The sequence below is a fragment of the Streptomyces sp. NPDC007983 genome (genome assembly GCF_042958345.1).
In the GTDB taxonomy this organism is placed as follows: Bacteria; Actinomycetota; Actinomycetes; order Streptomycetales; family Streptomycetaceae; genus Streptomyces.
Map to the genome: position 1 here is coordinate 623,926 of NZ_JBIBJI010000003.1, position 19,401 is coordinate 643,326.

Consider the following 19,401-nt stretch of genomic DNA (forward strand, 5'->3'; position numbering starts at 1 on the left):
CTGCCGGTCAGCGTCACCGTGGTGCCCCCGGCGGCCGGGCCCTGCGCGGGCGAGACGCCGCTCAGCACCGGGCCGGCGACGTACGTATAGGTGACCCCGTTGCTCGTACCGCCCGGACCGGTCACCGTGATCTGCACCGGACCGGCGGCCCCCGGCGGCGCCACCGCCGTGATCTGCGACGGCGACACCACGGTGAACGACGACGCGTTCGTGGAACCGAAACGGACCGCCGTCGCCCCGGCGAGACCGCTGCCGGTCAGCGTCACCGTGGTGCCCCCGGCGGCCGGGCCCTGCGCGGGCGAGACGCCGCTCAGCACGGGGGCGGGGGCGGACACGTAGCTGAAGCCCACCCCGTTGCTCGTGCCGCCCGGCGTGGTCACCGTGACCAGCACATTGCCGGTGCCCGCCGGGGCGGTGGCGGTGATCTGGTTGGCGGACACGACGGTGAAGGCCGGGGCGAGGGCGGTCCCGAAGCGGACCACCGTCGCCTGGTTGAAGTTGGTGCCGGTGATGGTAACGACGGTCCCGCCCCCGGGTGCTCCGGAGGCGGGACTGACGGAACTGATCACCGGAGGGGACGCCGCCGAGACCGCGCGTGCGGCGGTTGCCCTGGAACCCGTTTCCGGGCCTGCGGCGTGAGGGGTGCTCAACGTGCTGCTCCTTCCGGCGGAACGTCCCAGGGGTGATCAGATACCGGGGCCGGCGAGGTACTGGAACGGGGTCGGGGCGGTCGCGGAGCCCGCCTGGTTGGTGACGGTGATGTCGGCGGGGCCGGGCGCCCCGTCCGCCGTGGGCGGCGAGACCGCCGACAGGGTGGTGGAGCTGATGACGCTGAACGGCGCGGCGATGCCGCCGAAGGTGACCGACTGCGTGGTGTCCAGGTTGGTGCCGGTGATGGTCACCGCGGTGCCACCGGAGGCCGGGCCGGAGGTGGGCGCGAAGCCGGAGACGGTGGGCACGCCCACATAGGTGTAGGACAGGCCGTTGTTGGTGCCGCCCGCGGTGGTGACGCTGACGCCGACGGACCCGACCGCGGCGCCCGCGGGCACGGTGACGCTGATGCTGCTGTCGGAGGTGACGGTGGGCGTGGCGGTGGTGCCGCCGAAGGACACGGAGCTGGCCGTCGACAGACCGGTGCCGGTGATGGTGATGGTGTTGCCGCCCGCGAGCGGCCCGGACGAGGCGCTGAGGCCGGACTTGAAGGGCGCACCGACGTAGTAGAACGTCAGCGGGTTGCTGGTGCCGCCCGGCGTGGTCACGGTCACCGGGACCGCGCCGGTGCCGGAGGGGGAGATCACGGTGACCGAGGTGGGCGTGTTGGCCGTAATGGTGGCGTTCTTGCTGCCGAACTTCACGGCGGAGGCGTTGGCGAGGTTCGAACCGGTGATGGTGACCACGGTGCCACCGCCGGTCGACCCCTGGTTCGGAGAGATGGGCATGGCGTTTACTCCCTGCTGAAGACTGAGCGGGCCCGGAGGTCCGAAGGCGGCTCAGAGGACGGAACGGGAAGGGATGGAGAGACGGGCCGGGCGGGTCGGACCCGCTCGCGCTCGCAGGAGAATGCGATGTGCGCCGCCGGGTCGTTGGGGACGCCCGCCCGGCCCCCTCGCGCGGTACGCCTGGCGCCCGGGACCGGCGAGGGTGCGGGGGCCGGTTCGCCGGGAACACCGGCGGAGGCCATACCGCACATTTTCAGTAATCCATCGGAATGAGTCCGTCCACAAGAAGTGTGACCTGGCATCACTCGAATGGCGGGGCGTGCGACCGCCACGGGTCCTCGCGGCCCTCGCGCCGGGCCCGTGGTGACCGCGCGGGAGCGCGCGCGGCCGGGCCTTTCGCCGCCCACTCACCCTTTCCCGTGACCCATCGGACGAAGGGGTCACTTCCGCACCCCGCGGGCGTATCCTCTTGCCACATGGGGGCGGACATGAACATTCCCGTCAATGAGTCCTCCGCCGGGGGGTGTTGGCGGGTTCGTATCCGCGGCATGACCGGCGAGATCCTGGGGGCGGGGATCCTTCTGGGCGGCGACACCGTGCTGACGTGCGCCCATGTCATCCCGGACGACGGCCGGCCGGTGCCCGCGTCGCAGGTCCTCGTCGACCTGGTGCAGGTGCCCGACGCCGCCCCCGTGACCGCGCGGGTCGCCCCGGGCTGCTGGGTGCCCCGGCGCTCCGACGGATGCGGCGACATCGCGCTGCTCACGCTGGACCGCCCGCAGCCCGCCGAGCACGCCGCGCCCCTGTACCGGCTGTCGCCGGAGCCGCTGGGACAGGTCCGGAACCTGGGCTTCCCGGAGCACAACGACGACGGCACCTGGTTCTACGCGAAGATCGCGGGCGCCGTCGGCCCGCGCGCGGAGTGGCTGGAACTGATCCCGGACTCCCCTGGGGACGTGGTGCGTCGCGGATGCAGCGGCGCCGGGGTGGAGGACCTGAAGACCGGCCACGTCATCGGGATGATCGTCAACCGCTACGACGACGCCCCCGACATCCCCGCCGACGAGCGCCGGCTGCGGTCGAACATGATCCACATCGAAACGATCCTGCGTCACCTCCCGCTCCTCCGCGACGTCGTGGGCGGCGACCGGGTCGTCGACGCGCGGCTCGTCTCCCGGCTCACCTCCGGCGAACGGGAGGTGCTGGACATCCCGTTCGCGCAGCGGCTCGCCCTGTGGCTGCGCCGCGAGTCCCTGGCCGGGCGGCGTGCGGGCGTCGCGGACGTGGAGACCGTCGTCATCGCGCACGACGACAGCGGCCGCTACGAGGCGCTCAGCCGCGCCGTGACCCTCGCCGACCGCGAGCTGTCCGGGGGCGGCGACGACGAGGCGGTGTCCGCCGCGCCGCACGGCACCGTACCGCCGCTGGGCAGCGTGGACCTGGCCATCGACGTCACCGGCCGCACCGACACCGAGGTGGCCCTCCGGGTGGCCGACCGGATGGATGTGCGCTCGCCCGGCGACACCTCCCCGCTCAGCCGGATCCGGGCCAACGCCGTACCGCTGACCATCGTGGCCGTGGGACTCGACCGGGCGAGCGATCCTGAGGCGCTGATCGGCTTCATGAAGCTCCTCGCCGACCTGGGCGCCCGGCTGATGCTGGTCTTCCGTGACCCGCACGCGCCCGTACTGCGGCTGGCCGAGGAGCTGTTCCGCCCCGAGCCGGAGCGGATCGACGCCTGGCTGGACGAGCTGGCCGCCCGGGTAGCCGAGGCCACCGGGCTGGAGCGGGAGGCCACCGGGGCCGGGGCGCGCGCGTCATCCGATCCGGCGGAGGCCCCGGCGCTGCGCATCAACCTGACCCGGCTGCGCGGCGACCCCGAGCTGCGCACCCATCACATCGTCGCCAAGCTGGCCGCGTTCGAGCACGCGGTACGGGCGGTACGGGAGCGGGCCGAGGCGGCGCTGCGCACGGCCGACGCCCAGCGCGACGAGGTCAAGGAGCTGAAGGGGCTGCTCAACGCGTACGCGGCGCTGCTCGGGGCGAAGGCCGCGTCGGAGCGCCGGGAGCTGTTCCCGCTCCAGCGCGCCGCCCATCGCGAGCTGACCGCGGTGCCCTGCGACGTGGCGGCCGCGCGGCGCGCCGTCGACCGCTTCGTACAGGCCGTGCACACGCCGCCGCACCCGCGGCCGGAGGGGGAGGCGCCATGACGACGGCCGGTGCGGTGTGTGTCCGCGCGGACTGCCCCGGCGGGGGCCGCGGCCGGATCAACGACCGCGGCTTCTGCGCCGAGTGCGGCCGCAGACCCCGGCCCGCCGCCCCTGCCGAGCCCACAGCTGCTAGGGCAACCGGCCCTCGGACGGGGAGCGACAGCCTGCGGTCCGGGTCGACCACGGCCACCGACCGCGCCCGCCGCCGCGACGCGGCGCGGAAGTTCACCCTGGGGCCCGCCGGGGACGATCTGCTGGACCTGCCGCGCGTCGAACTCCCCTCCCTCACCGACCTCGTGCTCGACGATCCGCGTCCCCCGTCCCGCGGCCAGATCTGCGGCCGTCCGGGCTGCGAGGAGACCGTGGGCGCGCCGTACAACGGGGAACCCGCGCTGTCGGCGGGGTTCTGCCCCCGCTGCCGCCACCCGTTCGACTTCACCCCGCGGCTGCGCCCGGGTGATCTGCTGGGCGACCAGTACAGGGTGATCGGCTGCGTCGCGTACGGCGGGCTCGGCTGGGTCTATCTCGCCGAGGACACCCAGCTGGAGCGGCAGCCCGTCGCCATCAAGGGCCTGATCAACAACGAGGACGAGGCGGCGCTGCGGGCGGCGGTCGAGGAGCGCCGCTATCTGACGATGCTCGACCACCCCGGCATCGTCCGCATCATCAACTACGTCACCCAGCCCGAGCCCGGCAGCGACCGGCTCACCGGCTACATCGTGATGGAGTTCGTCGGCGGCATGACGCTCGCCCAGATACGGGACTGCATCGCGGACGCCATGCCGCCGTACGACGGGCCCCGGCTGTACGAGCACATCCTGGCGTACGGCTGTCTGGTGCTGCGCGCGGTCGGCTATCTGCACGGCGAGCGGCTGCTGTACTGCGACCTCAAGCCGAGCAACGTGATGCACTACGAGAGCCGGGTCAAGATGATCGACCTGGGCGCGGTCCGGCGGCTCGGGCAGCGGGGCGGCGATCCGCCCGTCATCACCGAGGTGTTCGCCTCCCCCGAGGCGCGGCGGGGCGGCCCGCTCACCGAGCGGCACGACCTGTACGGGGTCGGCGCGACCCTGCGGTCGCTGTCCGACAAGGCGCGGCTGCCCGCGCAGGCGCCGCCGGGGCTGGGCGCCGAGTCGTACCGGCGGGTGCTGGCCCGCGCCACCGCCCACGATCCGCTGCGGCGGTTCGGGTCGGCGGGCGAGATGTCCGAGCAGCTGTGGGGCGTGCTGAGGGAGATCCACGCGCTGCGGCTGCGGGAGGAGCAGCCCGAGCCGTCCACGCTGTTCGCCCCGACCGCCGCGCTGCTGGACGCCGGGCTCGGCCGGATCCCGGGGCTCGAACACTGGCTGGACGGCGATCCGGGCCGGGCCCTCGCCCAGGGGCTGCCGTCTCCGGAGCGGGTGCCGCCGGGGCTGCCGGTGCCGTTCCCGGACGCGGCGGACCCGGGCGCCGCCCTGCTCAACACCCCGACCGACAGCAGTCCGCGGCGGCTGATCGAGCAGCTGGGCGCGTTCCCGTACCCCTCGGCCGAGATCCGCTTCCGTATCTGCCGCGCCTATCTGGACCTGGGGACGCTGGACCGGGCGGCCGCCGAGCTGACGGCCGCCGAGGAGATCATCGGCAGCGGCGCCGCGTACGACTGGCGGCCCGCCTGGCACCGCGCCCTGCTGCGGCTCGCGGGCGGCGCGGTGGCCGAGGCGCGGCGCGCGTTCGACGAGGTGTACAGCGCGCTGCCCGGTGAGTACGCGCCCAAGCTGGCGCTGGGCTACTGCGCCGAGCACCTGGGCGACCACGAGGCCGCCAAGCGGTTCTACGAGGCGGTGTGGGAGCGCAACCACTCCCAGGGCAGCGCCGCCTTCGGGCTGGCCCGGCTGCGGCTTGCCGCCGGGGACCGGGGCGGGGCGGTCACCGTCCTCGACGGGGTGCCGAAGGTCTCGCGCCACTACGACGCCGCCCGGATCGCGGCGGTCCGGGTGCTCGCCGGGCGGCTCGGCCCCCAGCCGGGCGGGCAGCCCACCGGTGAGGACCTGGTGGAGGTGCTGACCCGGCTGCCGCGGCTGTATCTGGACGACGGGCGCGCCCAGGGGCAGGCGCGGGACCGGCTCACCGCGGAGGTGCTGGAGGCCGCGCTCGACTGGACGCTGCGCCCGGCGGCCCCGGGCGATCCGGCCGACCCCGGGCTGCTGCTCGGCGAGGGCGACGACGAGCTGTCGGTGCGGTCGTGGCTCGAAGCGGTGCTGCGCGATCTCGCCCGGCAGGCCGACACCCCGGAGGCGCTGGGGGTGCTGGTCGACCGCGCCAACGCCATCCGGCCCATGACCGGCGTCTGACAGGGGGATCACATGAGCCAGGACCAGGACGGGCTGTACGGGGACGGGGGCCGCGAGGGTGACGGCCCCGCCATCACGCTGCGCGTGCACCAGAACAAGTACCTCCCGGCCGCCGGGGGGCGCGCCGAGATGCACGCCGTCGTCAGCGTCGAGACCCGCGGGCTCGGCCCGGCCGCGGCCCGTACCGCCGCCTCCGAGGTCATCGTCATCGACTGCTCAGGATCGATGGGCTGGCCCCCGACGAAGATCGCGGCGGCACGCCGGGCGACCGCGACCGCCGTCGACGTGCTCCGCGACGGCACCCACTTCGCGATCATCGAGGGCACCGAACAGGCCCAGGTCGTCTATCCGTTCGCGGGCGGCATGGCCGTCGCGGGGCCCGACACCAGGGCCGCCGCCGCCCGCGTCGCGGCCCGGCTGCCCGCCATCGGCGGCACGGCCATGGGCGCCTGGCTGGACCTCGCCCGGCGGCTCCACCTCAGCCGCCCCGCCGCGATCCGGCACACCCTGCTGCTCACCGACGGCCGCAACGAACACGACGCGGCCGGATACCTGGACAAGGTGCTGGACGCCTGCGCCCCGCACTTCACCTGCGACGCGCGCGGCATCGGCGACGGCTGGGACGCCACCGAGCTGAAGGAGATCGTGCGCAGACTGCACGGCCGCGCCGACGCCGTGCTCGACGACTCCGCGCTGGCCACCGAGTTCGCGGAGATGACCCGCGCCTCCATGGCCAAGGCGCTGGCCGGGGTGCGGATCCGGGTCCGTACCCGGGCGGGCGGCCGGATCGGCTTCGTGAAGCAGGTGCACCCCACCCGGGCCGACCTCACCGACGAGGGCACCCGGCCCGACGCGCGCACCTGGGAGTGCCGCACCGGCGCCTGGGGCGACGAGTCCCGCGAATTCCATCTGTGCGTCCTCGCCGACCCCGAGGGCGATCCGGTGGGCGAGGACGTCGAACTGGCCACCGTCGACCTCCTGCTGGACGGCGATACGGAGCTTCCGCCGCCCGCCGCGCAGTCCGTGCTCGTCCAGTGGACCGACGACCTGCTGCTGTCCTCCCGCGTCGATCCCCGGCTGGCGCACTACGGCGCCGACTCCGACCTCGGCCTCGCCATCACCGCGGGCTGCGACGCGTACGAGGCGGGCGACCGCGAGGAGGCCCGGCGGCAGTGGGGGCAGGCCGTCCGGCTCGCGCACGGGCTGGGCAGCGCCAAGATGCTGGAGCGGCTGCGCGGGCTGGTCCACATCGTCGACGCCGCCACCGGCGAGGTGCGGATCCGGGAGCCCATCCGGCCGCTGGACCTCAACTCGGCGATGATCGTCACCGAGGAGAGCGTCCGCTTCACCGGCGCCGCCCTCGCCCCGGCCCCCACCGGACCGGACCAGCTCTGCCCCAACCCGTCCTGCCGCCGCACCGCGCCCGCCACCGCCGCGTACTGCCAGAAGTGCGAAACCCCGCTGCGCCCGGCGGGGGCGTCATGAGCGGCACCCGGGCCTTCCTCGTGCGGCGGCTGACCGCGCTGCTCGTCGTCACGGGGGTGGCGGTGACCACGCTGTTCGCCGCGTACTACGGCGTCAGCCGCAACTGCGCGGCGGTCAGCGACCGGTCGACCCCCGCGATCCTGCAGGTGGCCGCCGCGATCGACGCCCTCCACGCCTCCAACGACAAGGCCAGGCGCAGCCTCACCGGCCCCACCACCGACGTCGAGGGGCTCGGCGAGGACTACCGCAACGAACTCTCCACGGCCAACCAGAGCCTCGCCCAGGCCGTCAAGAGCACCACCGGCGGCAAGGAGGCCCGTCAGTCGCTGCTCACCATCACCGGGCTGGTCTCCTCGTACAGCGACCTCGTCGAGCAGGCGTATGTGAACCGCGGCAACGACGATCTGCGCGACGCCTATCTGAGCTACGCCACGGCCATGCTCACCCGGGACGACGACGGCATCCTGGCCCGGCTGGGCATCGTGCAGAAGGGGCAGCAGAAGGTGCTGCGGACGCAGACCTCGTTCGGCGGGCTGCTGACGTTCGCCTGGTGGGTGCTGGTGCCCGCGCTGTTCCTCACCCTCGCGGTGCTGCTCGTCCTCACCCAGCGGTATCTGCGGCACCGTTTCCGCCGGCTGGTCAACCCCTGGCTGATCGCGGCGACCGCGCTGCTGATCGCGGTGGTGCCGCTGGCCGCCTTCGCGTACCAGACCCAGGAGCGGCTGGCCTCGGCGGGGCGCGCACTGCACCGGACGGACATCGGCTCCAGCGGCGGCGAGACCGCCAAGAATGTGGCGGCGACCATGCGGGGCACCCACTGGCGGGCCGGGGCCGGGGGCTGGATCCCCCTGGGCGGAGCGACCCTCGCCGCGCTGATCCTCATCGGGCTCCAGCCGCGCATCAACGAGTACAGGTTCCAGCCGCGATGAGCGCCCGGACGAGCCCCCGCGGCAGCTCCTGGAACGTGAGCGCGGCGATCCTCGGGCTATGGCTGGTGGTGCTGACCGCGGTCGGTGTGGGCGACACCGGCGGACAGCGGTCGCACGGCAGCGTCAGCGTGCTGGCCACCTGGACCGGACACGAGGGCACGGCCTTCCGCCAACTGCTCCAGTCGTTCACCCGGGACACCGGCATCCGGGTCGACTACCAGGGCACCACCGCGCTGCGCGAGGTGCTGTCCTCGGAGGTGAAGGCGGGCACCGCGCCCGACATCGCCGTCCTGCCCACCCCGGGCGAACTGGCCACCTACGCGGATGCCCTGGAGCCCCTGCAGAAGCTGCTTCCCGCGAAAACCCTCGCGGCCTACGACGGCCCGCTGTGGAAACCCGCACCGCGCGGGGACGGAGCGGTCTACGGGATCGCGGTCAAGGCCGACCTGAAGAGCATCGTCTGGTACGACCGGGACCGCCACGACCCGAGCGAACTGCCCCTCCTCGCCGCCCGGGACGGCCAGTGGTGCGCCGGAATGGGCGGCGACGCGACCTCCGGCTGGCCGGGCACCGACTGGGTCGAGGACATCCTGCTCCAGCAGCAGGGCAAGGCCGTCTACGAGGCGTGGGCGACCGGCCGCCTGGACTGGACGGACCCGCGCGTCAAGCAGGCGTGGCGGACCTGGGGCTCCCTGTTCGGGAAGGGCGCGGCGCGCACCGCGCTGCTCACCGACTTCCGGGCCGCCGGCCGGAAGCTGTTCGCCGCACGGCCCCCGTGCGCGCTGGAGCACCAGGGCTCGTTCATCCGCGGGGGCTACGCGGCGAAGGACCGTGACCGCGCCGCCTTCGACTTCTCCAGCGGGCTGATCCCCGACGCCGACCGGCGCACCACCGCCCGGGAGGTGTCCGCGGACTTCGCGGTGATGTTCCGCAAGACCTCGCAGTCGCGACAGCTCCTGGCGTACCTCACCCAGGCGGATCACCAGACGGCCTGGGCGGAACAACCGCAGGGCGGCACCCCGCCGTTCTTCGCGAACAGCAAGGTCCCCCTCCGCGTGTGGAAGGGCGGCGTGGCCCGGCGGATCGCCCGCACGCTCAGGGACTCCGGCTCCCTGTGCCTGGACGCGTCCGACGCCATGCCGACCCGGATGCGGCTGGCCTTCCAGCGCGCCGCCCTCGCCTACCTCAGCGATGTCGGCAAGGGCCCGGACGCGCTGCTGACCAGCCTGGAGAAGGTCCGCACCGATCTGCACCGGGAGCACGGACAGCCCTGGCTGCCGACCGTCTGCGGATGACACCCCCTACGGGGCCATCTCCTCCGGGCAGGGCGTGCCGCGCGGCAGCTGGTACTTGCCCGCTATCCGGTACGTGCCGGGGCGCGGGGCGTGCAGCACGGTCCACTCGTCCTGCGGCTGCCCCGCCTCGGCGTCCTCGACCTCCTTGGTCAGACAGCCCTGGCGGTTGACCGGCAGCTCATCGTGCCGGTCGGCCTTCGGCGCGTGGACGCTGCGCCCCTTGGAGTCGACCAGGCCCAGCCACGGCGAGTACGGGATGCGGATCAGGACCGGTCCGCGCTCCCGCACCTTCAGCACCAGCTGGTCCGCGCCCGCCCGCTCCACGGTGGCCGGCGGGTCGGCGAGCTGCGTGGGGTCCTTCACCTCGTACAGCTTCCAGTTGGCGTCCGACCACACCTGCCGCAGATACGGCAGCTTGCTGTCCAGCAGCAGCCGGGACTCCTTCTCGGCGCCCTGGTCCGGGTTGTCGGCGGGCAGCACCACGAAGTGCACCGCCCAGCGCTTGAGCCAGTCGTGATAGGTCGTGGGGGTGAGGGTGTTGTCGCCGTAGAAGATCGGGTTGCGGTCCAGGTCCCGCTGCCGGTTCCAGCCGCGCGCCAGATTGACGTACGGGGCGAGCGCGGAGGACTCGCGGTGGCTGCGCACCGGCACCACCTCGACCCGGCCCCGGCCGGCGTCCACCCGCTTCAGCCGGTCGACCAGCGGCGCGAGCTCCCGCGCCCAGGCCGCCGAGGGGGTGGTGTGGATGACGTCGTCGCCGGTCTTGACCAGCTGCCACACCGTGATCGTCGCGAGCGCCAGCACCAGCGCGGTCCACCGCTGTCCGGGCCGCGTGGTGCGCCACTCGGCGCGGGCGGGCCGGATGCGGCGCTCGCTCAGCGCGGCGATCACCACCACCCCGCCGAAGATCATGCCCAGCCGGGAGATGTTGGTGCCGATCTGGGAGGGGATCAGCCAGGTGAGCACCACACCGAGCGAGTACAGCGCCGCGCCGACCCGCACCGTGCGCCAGTCGGCCGGGGACAGCAGCCAGGCGGTGAGTCCGGCGATGAGCGGCAGCACCGCCGAGCCGAACGACATCGGCTGCTCACCGGAGAACGGGAACAGCCACGCGGACAGCGCGACCACCAGCGTCGGGGTGACGCCCAGCGCGTACGCGGCCGGACGCCGCTTGGTCAGCCACAGCGCGGCCGCCACTATCCCCACGAACAGGCCCGCCACCGGGCTGGCCATGGTCGACACCCCGGACAGCAGGGCGGCCAGCAGGAACCGGCCGGTCCGGTGATGCCAGTGCCGGGACCGCCACCGCACCGGCCACGCGAAGATCACCGCCACCGCGGCGAGCCCGAACATCGCGCCGAGCCCGAAGGTCACCCGGCCCGAGATCGCGTTGCAGACCAGCGCGAACGCGCCGTACAGGGCGGGCCACATCGGCCGCGCCACCGAGCGGCTGCGGACCAGCAGCAGGGCGAGCAGCCCCGCGGACAGCGTCCCGGCGATCACCATGGTCGACCGCACGCCGAGGACCGCCATCAGATACGGCGAGATGACGCTGTACGACACCGGGTGCATGCCGCCGTACCAGGCCAGGTTGTACGCCGAGTCGGGATGCTGGAGCGCGAACTCCGCCCAGGCGTCCTGCGCGGCCAGATCGCCGCCGCTGTTGGCGAGCAGCGCCACCCACAGCAGATGCAGCACCGCGGCCGCGGCCAGCGCGGCGGGCACCGGGCGGCGCAGGGCGTACCAGGCGCGCCGGAGCAAGCCCGTCCGACCGGCCGCCTCACCTCCGCGGGCCGCCTCCGCCGCCTGATCGTCCGGTGCGGTGGGCGAGCGCTGCGCGGGCAGGCGTATTCGCGCCGCGGTGCTCTCCTCCGAGCTCCCGTTCTTATCGGCCCGTGTCGGATCCACGGTGGTCACTGCGGCTCTCCCCGTCTCCCCCGAGGTCTGCCCCTGTTCATCTTTTCAACCCCGCGCCGGTCCCCCACGGTTCGCCTTGGTCGGGGCGAGTCAGGGTCGTGGGCATCATGCGACGCTAGCACGCGAGGCGGTTCGTCAGCGGCTACGGACACCGGCGCGGCTCCCGCGCCGGTGCCCGAAGCCCAGGTCAGGTGATACGGGTCAGCTTCGCCCCGAAGGACGGCTCGGACAAGTCGTTTTGCAGCGCCACCGGCGCCTTGACCTGACCGGGTCCGCTGCCCACGGTCACCTGGCCGACGACGGTGCCCGCCTTCGCCGAGTGCGGAATGGTTTTGCCACCGTCACCGATCTCGATGTCGACGTTCAGCCCCGCCCAGCCGACCGCCTTGAGGTCCTTGGTGGCGACGACCGGGGTCGTCCCGCCGAGGCCGTCGTCCACCTGGCCGACGACGTCGCCCTTCTTGATGACGGTCGCCGAGGTCAGGGCGTCCTGCACGGTGCTGATCAGCTTGTAGCTCTCCGTCTGGGCCAGCTGGAGGCTGGCGTCCAGCGTGGTGGGCGCGCGCTGCTCGAGCACGACGCCGAGGATCCGCTGCTTCTTGCCGTCGATCGTCCGCACCGCGCCCCACATCAGCGCGCCGCCGGCCGGGGTGGACGAACCGGTCTTGATGCCGATCACGCCCGGCTTCACCAGCAGATTGTTGTTGTTGTAGATCTTGCCGTCGAGGCCGGGGATCTCGGTGTTGGGCGTCGCCACGACCTCGCGGAACGCGTCGGACTCCATCGCCGCCTTCGCCAGCTTGAGCTGGTCGGCCGCGGTGGACTTGGTGGACTCCTTGAGCCCACTGGGGTCCGTGTAGGTGGTGTTCTTCATGCCCAGGCTCTTGGCCGCGTCGTTCATCTTCTTGGTGAACGCGTCCAGCGACCCCGCGTCCCAGCGGGCCAGCAGCCGGGCGATGTTGTTGCTGGAGTTGATCAGCAGCAGCTGGAGCAGCTGGTGCTGGGTGAAGCTCTGCCCCTTCTTCACCGACGCCCGCGACTCGTCGGCGGACTCCGACTCCTTGGCGGCCGTCGTGTCGATCTCGATGCGCGGGCCCTCGGCACCGGCCTTCAGCGGGTGCTCCTTGAGCACCACGTACGCCGTCATCACCTTGGTGACACTGGCGATCGGCACCGGCTTCTGCGCCCCCGACGTGCCCAGGCTGCCCACGCCCTGGACCTCGGCCGCGGACTGGCCCTCGCCCGGCCACGGCATGGCCAGCTTGTCGCCCTTGAACGCGTACGACGCGTCGGCCGTCAGCTTCAGCTCCGGGTCCGGCAGCGGCCGCACCGCCTGCGCGATCCCCAGCAGGACGACGAGCAGCAGCACCAACGGCGTCCAGATCTTGACCCGCCGCACCGCCGTCCGGACCGGAGTCTCGGGTTTCGGCGGCTTGTTCGTCAGCTGCGCCAGCAGATCGAGCGGCGCGGGCTGCTTCCCGTCCGGCGTCTGCGGCGGCAGCGGCTGCTGCTTGGTGCGCTCGGTCTCCGGCAGCTCGCCCGGCTTCGCCGGTGCCGCCGTCTCCGGCTTCGCCGGTGCTTTCGCCTCTGCCTTCGGCTCTGCTTTCGCCTCGGTCTTCGGCTCGGCCTTCGCCTTCGCCTTGGCGGGGGCGGGGTCGTCGGCGGAGCGCAGCGGTACGAACTTGCTGGTGCGCTCGTTCCCGCTCTCGGCCCGCTTCTTGGCGCCCTTGGCGTCGTCGCCGGGGAGCGCCTTGATGGCGGTGGTCGGCTGGTCGACGCCCTTCTTCTTCTCCGGGAGCACGCCGAAGGCGGCGGTGGGCCGGTCGATGGGCTTGTCGTCCACCTTGGGCGCGCGGAAGACGGCGGTCTTCTGATCGACGGACCGGCCGCCCGACGGCTTGTCGTCGCCGTCGTCAGACGCGGCCTTCGCGTCGCCCTCGTCCTCGTCCCCGTCGTCATCGGCCCATGCCGGACGCCGCCCACCGGAGGCGCGCTTGTCGTCGGCCTTGGCGTCCTTGGCGTCCTTGGCGTCCTTGGCGCCCTTGACGTCCCTGGCGTCCTTGGCGCCCTTGGCGCCCTTGGCGCCCTTGACGTCGGCGTCCTCGGCCTCGCCCTCGGCGCTGGAGGCGTCGTCCTCGCCGTCCTCATCGCCCGCGTCGCCGGAGCCCGCCTTCGCCGGACGGGACGAGTCCGAATCCTCGGCCTCCGCCTCCGCCTTGGCGTCGGAGGGTACGTCCGTCGTACGGAACACCGCGGTCTTCCGATCGACCGGCGTCTCCGAAGGGGCATCGCCGGACGTGGCCTCTTCGGCGTCGTCGTCGCCCTTCGCCTCAGCGGGGACGTCCTTCGTACGGAGCGATGTCGTCCGCTGGTCGACCGGGGCGTCCGACGGCTTGTCCTCGCCCTCGGCCTCCGCCTTCGCGTCCGCATCCGCGTCCGGTTCGCCGGACCCGACCCAGGCCGCGACAGCCTCCCGCAGACGGCTGTCGCTCCCCTCCGGCTTGCCCGTCTCGCCGGATTCACCAGATTCGTCGGATTCATCGGATTTGCCAGGCTTGTCCGCCGCGTCCGACGGGGACGCCTCGCCCTTGGGGCGGACCGGCAGACCCGACTCGGCCTCCGTGTCGCCCGACTCCGCTTCCGCTTCGACCGATTCACTGTCTTCGCTTTCGCGAACATCAGACGTATCGCCGTCGCCCGCGACTTCCGGACGCTCCGATTCCGGTTCCGCGGGAGCCGACTCGGACGCGTCCTCGGCGACGGCGATCGCCGAACGCCCGCCGCCGGCCCCCTCTTCACGGGAGGCCGTGAGCCGCGGATCGCGTGCTCCCCTAGCCGTCTCCCCCGACGACTTCTGCTGATCCGACCTGCCGGGGGACTCGCCCGCCACCGATGCCTCCTCGATACGTCACACGGGACGCCGGGCGCCTCCTGGCGCCGCGTCCCGCATTACAACCATCAACCAGTGTCCTGTGTGTCCGGCGCGCAGCCATGCAACGCCACCACCGGAGAGCGCCTCAGGGTGATCACTCACCTGCTAGACGAGAAAGACATACCTACTGGTTCCCACCCAAATCCCCCAGGCACTCTCGACAGACCAATGTGGCAGGGGTCACCCTGTCATTCATCCACGCGGGGAGGCATGGATGGGCAGGAGCCGCAGAACAATTCCGGAGGAGCTTCTGTTGCTCGCCCTGGACCCGACCACGGGTACCACGGCGCAGCCGCAGTCGCTCGACCTCGGTCTGGCCGGGGCACAGCTAGTAGAGCTGGCCTTGGCCGGACGGATAGCCCCTGACGGGGATCGTATCGCCGTGGTGCTGCCACGGCCGACCGGAGATCCAACTCTGGACTCCGCACTGGAGCTGCTGCGTCGACGCGGCAGCCCGGTTCGGGCTGTCCACTGGATCGGCGGGCCCCGGCTGGGGCTGCGCCAGACGTATCTCACGCACCTGGAGCGGTGCGGCATGGTGCATGCCGTGGCGGGCCAGATGTGCGGGGTACTGCCGACGACTCGCTACCAGGCGACGGACACGGCGATCAGCCGGGAGATCAGGTCCCGGCTGGACAGTGCGATCCGCACCGGCGTACCGCCGGACCCGCGGACCGCGGCGCTCGCCGCCCTGGCCCATGCGGTCGGGCTCGGCAAGCACCTGTATCCCGGGAACGAGGGGCGCTCCTCGCGCTCCAGGCTCCGGGATCTGATCAGGCACGACCCGATGGGCGGTCTGGTGGCGCACGCCGTGATGGACGTGCAGAACGGTGTCGCGGCGCAGCCACGGCGCGCGCCGGCCCCGGGCCGACAGCCGGCAGCACGCGCCGCGGAGCCCGCGGCCGGGGTGCCGGCTCAGCCGTCCCGTCGCGGGAGCATGGCCCGCGTCGGAGCGCGCTGACCCCTCACCAGGAGGCCCCCAGGGCGCCCCAGGACGCCGCGCAACGCCGCGAGCGCCCCGCCGCACCCCGAGGAGCCCCCGGAGCACCACAGCGCGCGACAGGGCACCACAGGGCACGTATCCAGGGCACCACAGGGCACCACCGGGGCTCGCGAGAGCCCGCAGAACCGATACAGCACCACCGAGCACCAATCCGCTCCACCGACCGCACCGCAGTCCCCACCGACCCGGTTCGGGAGCCGCTGAAGCGCGGGGTGGTGGGACGGCCGTTCCGGACGACCGGCCGTCCCGCCGCCCCGCGCGCGCGTTCGACCGCCCTTTGTACGGTCTTTGTCGGGCCATTTCCCAGCGCGGCCGGGTCCGGTAGTGGCAGGCTGCTGAACAGCATGTATCAGCAGTACGAAGCCGGAGGTGCACGTCCCGTGACATCGAACGTCGGCCCCACTGTCCGGCGACGCCGGTTGGGCCAGGAACTGCGCAGGCTCCGCCAGGAGAAGGGAATGACGGCGGAGGAGGTGGCGGAGGAGCTGATGGTCTCCCAGTCGAAGATCAGCAGACTGGAGAACGGCCGTCGCAGCATCAGCCAGCGCGATGTGCGCGACCTCTGCCGGACCTACAAGGTCGAGGACAAGGCCCTGGTCGATTCCCTGATGCAAATGGCGAAGGAGTCGCGCCAGCAGGGCTGGTGGAACGCCTTCGGCGACGTCCCGTACAGCGTCTACATCGGCTTCGAGACGGACGCGGCGTCGCTGCGGGTCTACGAACCCCAGGTGATGCCGGGGCTGTTGCAGACCCCGGAGTACGCGGAGGCGGTCATCAGCGGGGCGCTGCCCGAGGTCGCCCCGGACCAGATCGCCCAGCGGGTGCAGGTGCGGCTGCGGCGGCAGGAGCGGATCACCGATCCGCTGACCCCGCTGCGGCTGTGGGCCGTGGTGGACGAGGCGGCGATGCGGCGCGTGGTCGGCAACCACAAGATCATGAGCGATCAGCTGGAGTACCTGGTCCGCATGAGCCACGAGCCGCATGTGACGGTGCAGGCGCTGCCGTTCGGCATGGGCTCGCATCCGGGCATGAGCGGGCAGTTCACCATCCTGGAGTTCTCGGACGAGTCGGATACGAGCGTCGTCTATCTGGAGGGCGTGACGAGCGACCTCTATCTGGAGAAGCTCACCGATGTGCAGAGCTACAGCATGATGTACGAGCATCTGCGGGCCCAGGCGCTGAACGTGGACCAGAGCCGCCAGTTCATCACCGAGGTGGCGCAGGACCACGCGCGTCGGCACGGGGAGGGCTGACGACGCCGGTCGGGAGCGAGTGCGGAGCGTACACCTCCGCACTCCGCCATGGAAGGGGCCGGTGGAATATGCCACCCGGTCGAGTGAATGGCCACCTTTCCTGACGATGTTGACGAGTAACGTCGGCCTCGCCTCCAAACGGGGGTGCATCTCGTCAACAAAACGCATCGGAGCAATTGTGTCCATTCAGCAGGGAAAGACGAGTACCTGGGTGAAATCCTCGTACTCCGCAGGAAACGGCGCGTGCGTAGAGGTCGCCTCCCCGGTCGTCGACGAGATCGCCGTGCGCGACTCCAAGGACCCGCACGGACCGACGCTGAGCTTCGCCCCCGCCTCCTGGTCGGCCTTTGTCGCCGATGTCCACGGCGGAGCCTTCGACCTCGGCTGATCCTGCTGTTCGACCGGCCGCGGCAGCGCGGTCCGGCCCCGCAGAACCGCAGATTCGCGAGTCAGCCACCGAGCCCTCTCGACCGGCCGCCGTCCCTGCCGAGAGGGCTCGTCGCATGCCTCCCTCCGCCTTATCCCCCGCCTTCATCGAAGTTCCGCGACGTAGCGGTCCGTCCCGGGAATCGTCGGAATGAACGGCGCGACGAATTCCACCCGGCCCAGACCGGACCGTTCCACATCGGTGTCGAGACCCGTCAGGAATTCCTCCCAGCACATCCGTGGATCGCACTGCAGGAACCACAGCAGCGTCAGCCTGGTGTCGACGCCCTCCACCTGCTTGACGTACGCCATCCGGTCCGACGGCAGCGGGGTGGGGCGGAAGACGGTCACCAGCGCGGCGGGCGAGCCGGCCAGGCGGCGGGGCAGATGACGGGACGTGAGCCAGTCGAGCAGCTCACCGCGCCGCTCGGGGCCCTCGCTCTCGATGACCTCCAGGACCAGCCCGGCGTAGGGGTGGTCGAGGGCGTGGTGGTCGCGCGGCCCGGCCGCCCCGTCCCGGTAGACGGTCGCCTCCCGGTCGTGGAAGGCCGTCAGGACGTGCGTGCGCTCCTGGAACACCCGGCCGTCCCGGTTCAGCCGCTTGTTGATGCCGACCGTCCACCGCATGTGCTCCGCGTAGCGGTCCTCGGTGAGCCAGTAGACGGTGAGGTAGCAGCCCGCGGTGACCGGCTGGGCGACCGCCGACTTGGCCGGGTAGCGCAGCCGCTGGAGGTCGCGGGTGGCCACCCAGCGGCGCCCGGCGTAGATCCACGGCATGGCCATCGCGCCCGCGATGAAGTGGTCGTCCTCGTACCAGCGGTTGTACGCGTACTCATGGCCGGGATGCGGCTCGACCATCGTGATCAGGGCGTGCCCCGGGCGCACCCCGTAGGGGCCGACGGAGGCCAGTTCGCCGTACCGCGCGGCGAGTGTGTCCTCCGGCTCGCCGCGTGTGTCCTCGCTCGCGTCGCTCGTCATGCCCATCAGGTGTAGCTGACGTCGCGTCAGCTGGGGAGGGGGTGCGGCACGATCCGCGCCGTACGGCATTCGGCGCGAACCGGGTCTGGTCATATCCGGCCCGCGCGCCTAACCTGACGCGGCGTCAGCCCCGAGGAGGCCCCATGCTGAGCGGCAGAACCGTCATCGTCTCCGGTGTCGGCCCCGGCCTCGGTCAGCGCGTCGCCGCCGCGTGCCTGCGCGAGGGCGCCAACGTCGCCCTCGGCGCGCGGACCGCGGAGCGGCTGGCCGAGACCGCCGTGGAGCTCGACCCGGGCGGCACGCGCACCGCCCACCGGGCCACCGACATCGCGGACGAGGCCCAGTGCGAGGCGCTGGCCGCGCTCGCCCTGGACCGCTTCGGCCGGATCGACGCCGTCGTCAACGTGGCCGCCCTGGACAGCCACTTCGGCGGGCTGGAGGACGCCGACTTCGCGTCCTGGGGGCGCGTGGTGGACGTCAACCTGTTCGGGACGCTCCGGATGACCCGGGCCTGCCTGCCCGCGCTCAAACGGAACGGCGGCGCGGTGGTGCTCATCGGCACGCAGTCGTCGCTCGCCGCCCCCACCGAGGTGCGGCAGGCCGCGTACGCGGCATCCAAAGGGGCGCTCACCTCGGCCATGTACGCGCTCGCGCGCGAGCTGGGCCCGCACCGGATCCGGGTCAACACCGTGCAGCCCGGCTGGATGTGGGGGCCGCCGGTGCGGGCGTACGTCCAGTTCGCCGCGCACGCGGAAGGGCTGCCCGAGGCCGAGATCGAGCAGCGGCTCGCGGGCCGGATGGCGCTGCCCGATCTGGCGACGGACGGCGATGTGGCGGAGGCCGCGGTGTTCCTGGCCTCCGACCGGGCCCGGGCGATCACCGGGCAGTCGCTGCTGGTGAACGCCGGTGAACTGATGCGCTAGCGCGACTCCTGTCCGGCCTTTCGGGATCCCGCTCCCGTACCGACCCCTCGATGCGTGGGTGTGCGTCTGACGAAGTGCCCGCTCATCCTGGATTCGCGGACGCGTGCACGACAACGCCTGAGGAGGTCAAGAAACCGTAAAATCGTTCTTCTCTCTGATTTGTGTTCACATTCGTGACCTCTCGAACCCTTGACCGGCCGCCCGGACAAGCGGTTCAATCCGGGAAGTACCCCGCTCCCGCTCGGGGGAACCGCCCAAAGGAACGTCGCGGCGAAGTGCGC

General features: G+C 72.4%; 14 protein-coding genes. 9 read left to right on the forward strand and 5 right to left on the reverse strand.

Translation table 11 applies throughout. From position 1 onward, the window contains the following. Positions 1–650: IPT/TIG domain-containing protein (locus ACFZCY_RS11995; protein ID WP_391171531.1), on the reverse strand; the 650-nt coding region annotated here is incomplete at its 3' end. A gap of 36 nt (positions 651–686) precedes the next feature. Further along, entirely contained in the window at positions 687–1,439 is a 753-nt protein-coding gene (locus ACFZCY_RS12000; protein ID WP_391171533.1) for an IPT/TIG domain-containing protein, read from the reverse strand. 548 nt (positions 1,440–1,987) lie between these two features. Between ACFZCY_RS12000 and ACFZCY_RS12005 the strand changes: the two genes are divergently transcribed. The 5 genes from ACFZCY_RS12005 to ACFZCY_RS12025 are packed head-to-tail and all read left to right on the forward strand — an operon-like array spanning position 1,988 to position 9,688. Next, positions 1,988–3,649 (forward strand): trypsin-like peptidase domain-containing protein, encoded by a 1,662-nt coding sequence (locus ACFZCY_RS12005; RefSeq protein WP_391171535.1) that lies wholly within the window; start codon positions 1,988–1,990, stop codon positions 3,647–3,649. Then, positions 3,646–5,979, forward strand: coding sequence for a tetratricopeptide repeat protein (locus tag ACFZCY_RS12010; RefSeq protein WP_391171536.1), 2,334 nt, complete (start codon positions 3,646–3,648; stop codon positions 5,977–5,979). Before ACFZCY_RS12005 ends, ACFZCY_RS12010 begins: the two co-directional genes overlap by 4 nt. 12 nt (positions 5,980–5,991) lie before the next feature. Beyond that, entirely contained in the window at positions 5,992–7,464 is a 1,473-nt protein-coding gene (locus ACFZCY_RS12015; protein WP_391171538.1) for a VWA domain-containing protein, read from the forward strand. Beyond that, entirely contained in the window at positions 7,461–8,393 is a 933-nt protein-coding gene (locus ACFZCY_RS12020; protein WP_391171540.1) for a hypothetical protein, read from the forward strand. Before ACFZCY_RS12015 ends, ACFZCY_RS12020 begins: the two co-directional genes overlap by 4 nt. Next, positions 8,390–9,688, forward strand: a complete 1,299-nt coding sequence (locus ACFZCY_RS12025) for an extracellular solute-binding protein (protein WP_391171542.1) — start codon at positions 8,390–8,392, stop codon at positions 9,686–9,688. The genes ACFZCY_RS12020 and ACFZCY_RS12025 overlap by 4 nt, the downstream gene beginning before the upstream one ends. Positions 9,689–9,694: 6 nt before the next feature. On the opposite strand, the gene ACFZCY_RS12030 is transcribed toward ACFZCY_RS12025, so the two are convergent. Together ACFZCY_RS12030 and ACFZCY_RS12035 are read right to left on the reverse strand one after the other, a co-directional pair. Further along, positions 9,695–11,605, reverse strand: coding sequence for an MFS transporter (locus ACFZCY_RS12030; RefSeq protein ID WP_391171544.1), 1,911 nt, complete (start codon positions 11,603–11,605; stop codon positions 9,695–9,697). A 187-nt stretch (positions 11,606–11,792) separates the two neighbouring features. After that, positions 11,793–14,495: a D-alanyl-D-alanine carboxypeptidase gene (locus tag ACFZCY_RS12035; RefSeq protein ID WP_391171546.1), complete on the reverse strand. Its 2,703-nt coding sequence runs from the start codon at positions 14,493–14,495 to the stop codon at positions 11,793–11,795. Between the two features lie 256 nt (positions 14,496–14,751). On the opposite strand from ACFZCY_RS12035, the gene ACFZCY_RS12040 reads away from it, so the two are divergent. The 3 genes from ACFZCY_RS12040 to ACFZCY_RS12050 all read left to right on the forward strand — a co-directional run bounded on the left by ACFZCY_RS12040 (position 14,752) and on the right by ACFZCY_RS12050 (position 17,181). Next, positions 14,752–15,498, forward strand: a complete 747-nt coding sequence (locus ACFZCY_RS12040; RefSeq protein ID WP_361485284.1) for a GPP34 family phosphoprotein — start codon at positions 14,752–14,754, stop codon at positions 15,496–15,498. Positions 15,499–15,920: 422 nt separating this feature from the next. Then, positions 15,921–16,793 (forward strand): helix-turn-helix transcriptional regulator, encoded by an 873-nt coding sequence (locus tag ACFZCY_RS12045; RefSeq protein ID WP_123105023.1) that lies wholly within the window; start codon positions 15,921–15,923, stop codon positions 16,791–16,793. A 178-nt stretch (positions 16,794–16,971) separates the two neighbouring features. Beyond that, positions 16,972–17,181 carry a DUF397 domain-containing protein gene (locus tag ACFZCY_RS12050; protein WP_055557831.1) on the forward strand — a complete coding sequence of 70 codons (210 nt, stop codon included), beginning with the start codon at positions 16,972–16,974 and terminating at the stop codon, positions 17,179–17,181. Positions 17,182–17,324: 143 nt separating this feature from the next. Here ACFZCY_RS12050 and ACFZCY_RS12055 read toward each other — a convergent pair whose 3' ends face one another. Then, on the reverse strand, positions 17,325–18,197 hold the full coding sequence (locus ACFZCY_RS12055; protein ID WP_391171550.1) for a hypothetical protein: 873 nt from the start codon (positions 18,195–18,197) through the stop codon (positions 17,325–17,327). A gap of 143 nt (positions 18,198–18,340) precedes the next feature. Here ACFZCY_RS12055 and ACFZCY_RS12060 point away from each other — a divergent pair, with 143 nt between their 5' ends. Next, positions 18,341–19,120, forward strand: a complete 780-nt coding sequence (locus tag ACFZCY_RS12060; RefSeq protein WP_391171552.1) for an SDR family oxidoreductase — start codon at positions 18,341–18,343, stop codon at positions 19,118–19,120. The last annotated feature ends 281 nt before the right edge of the window (positions 19,121–19,401 follow it).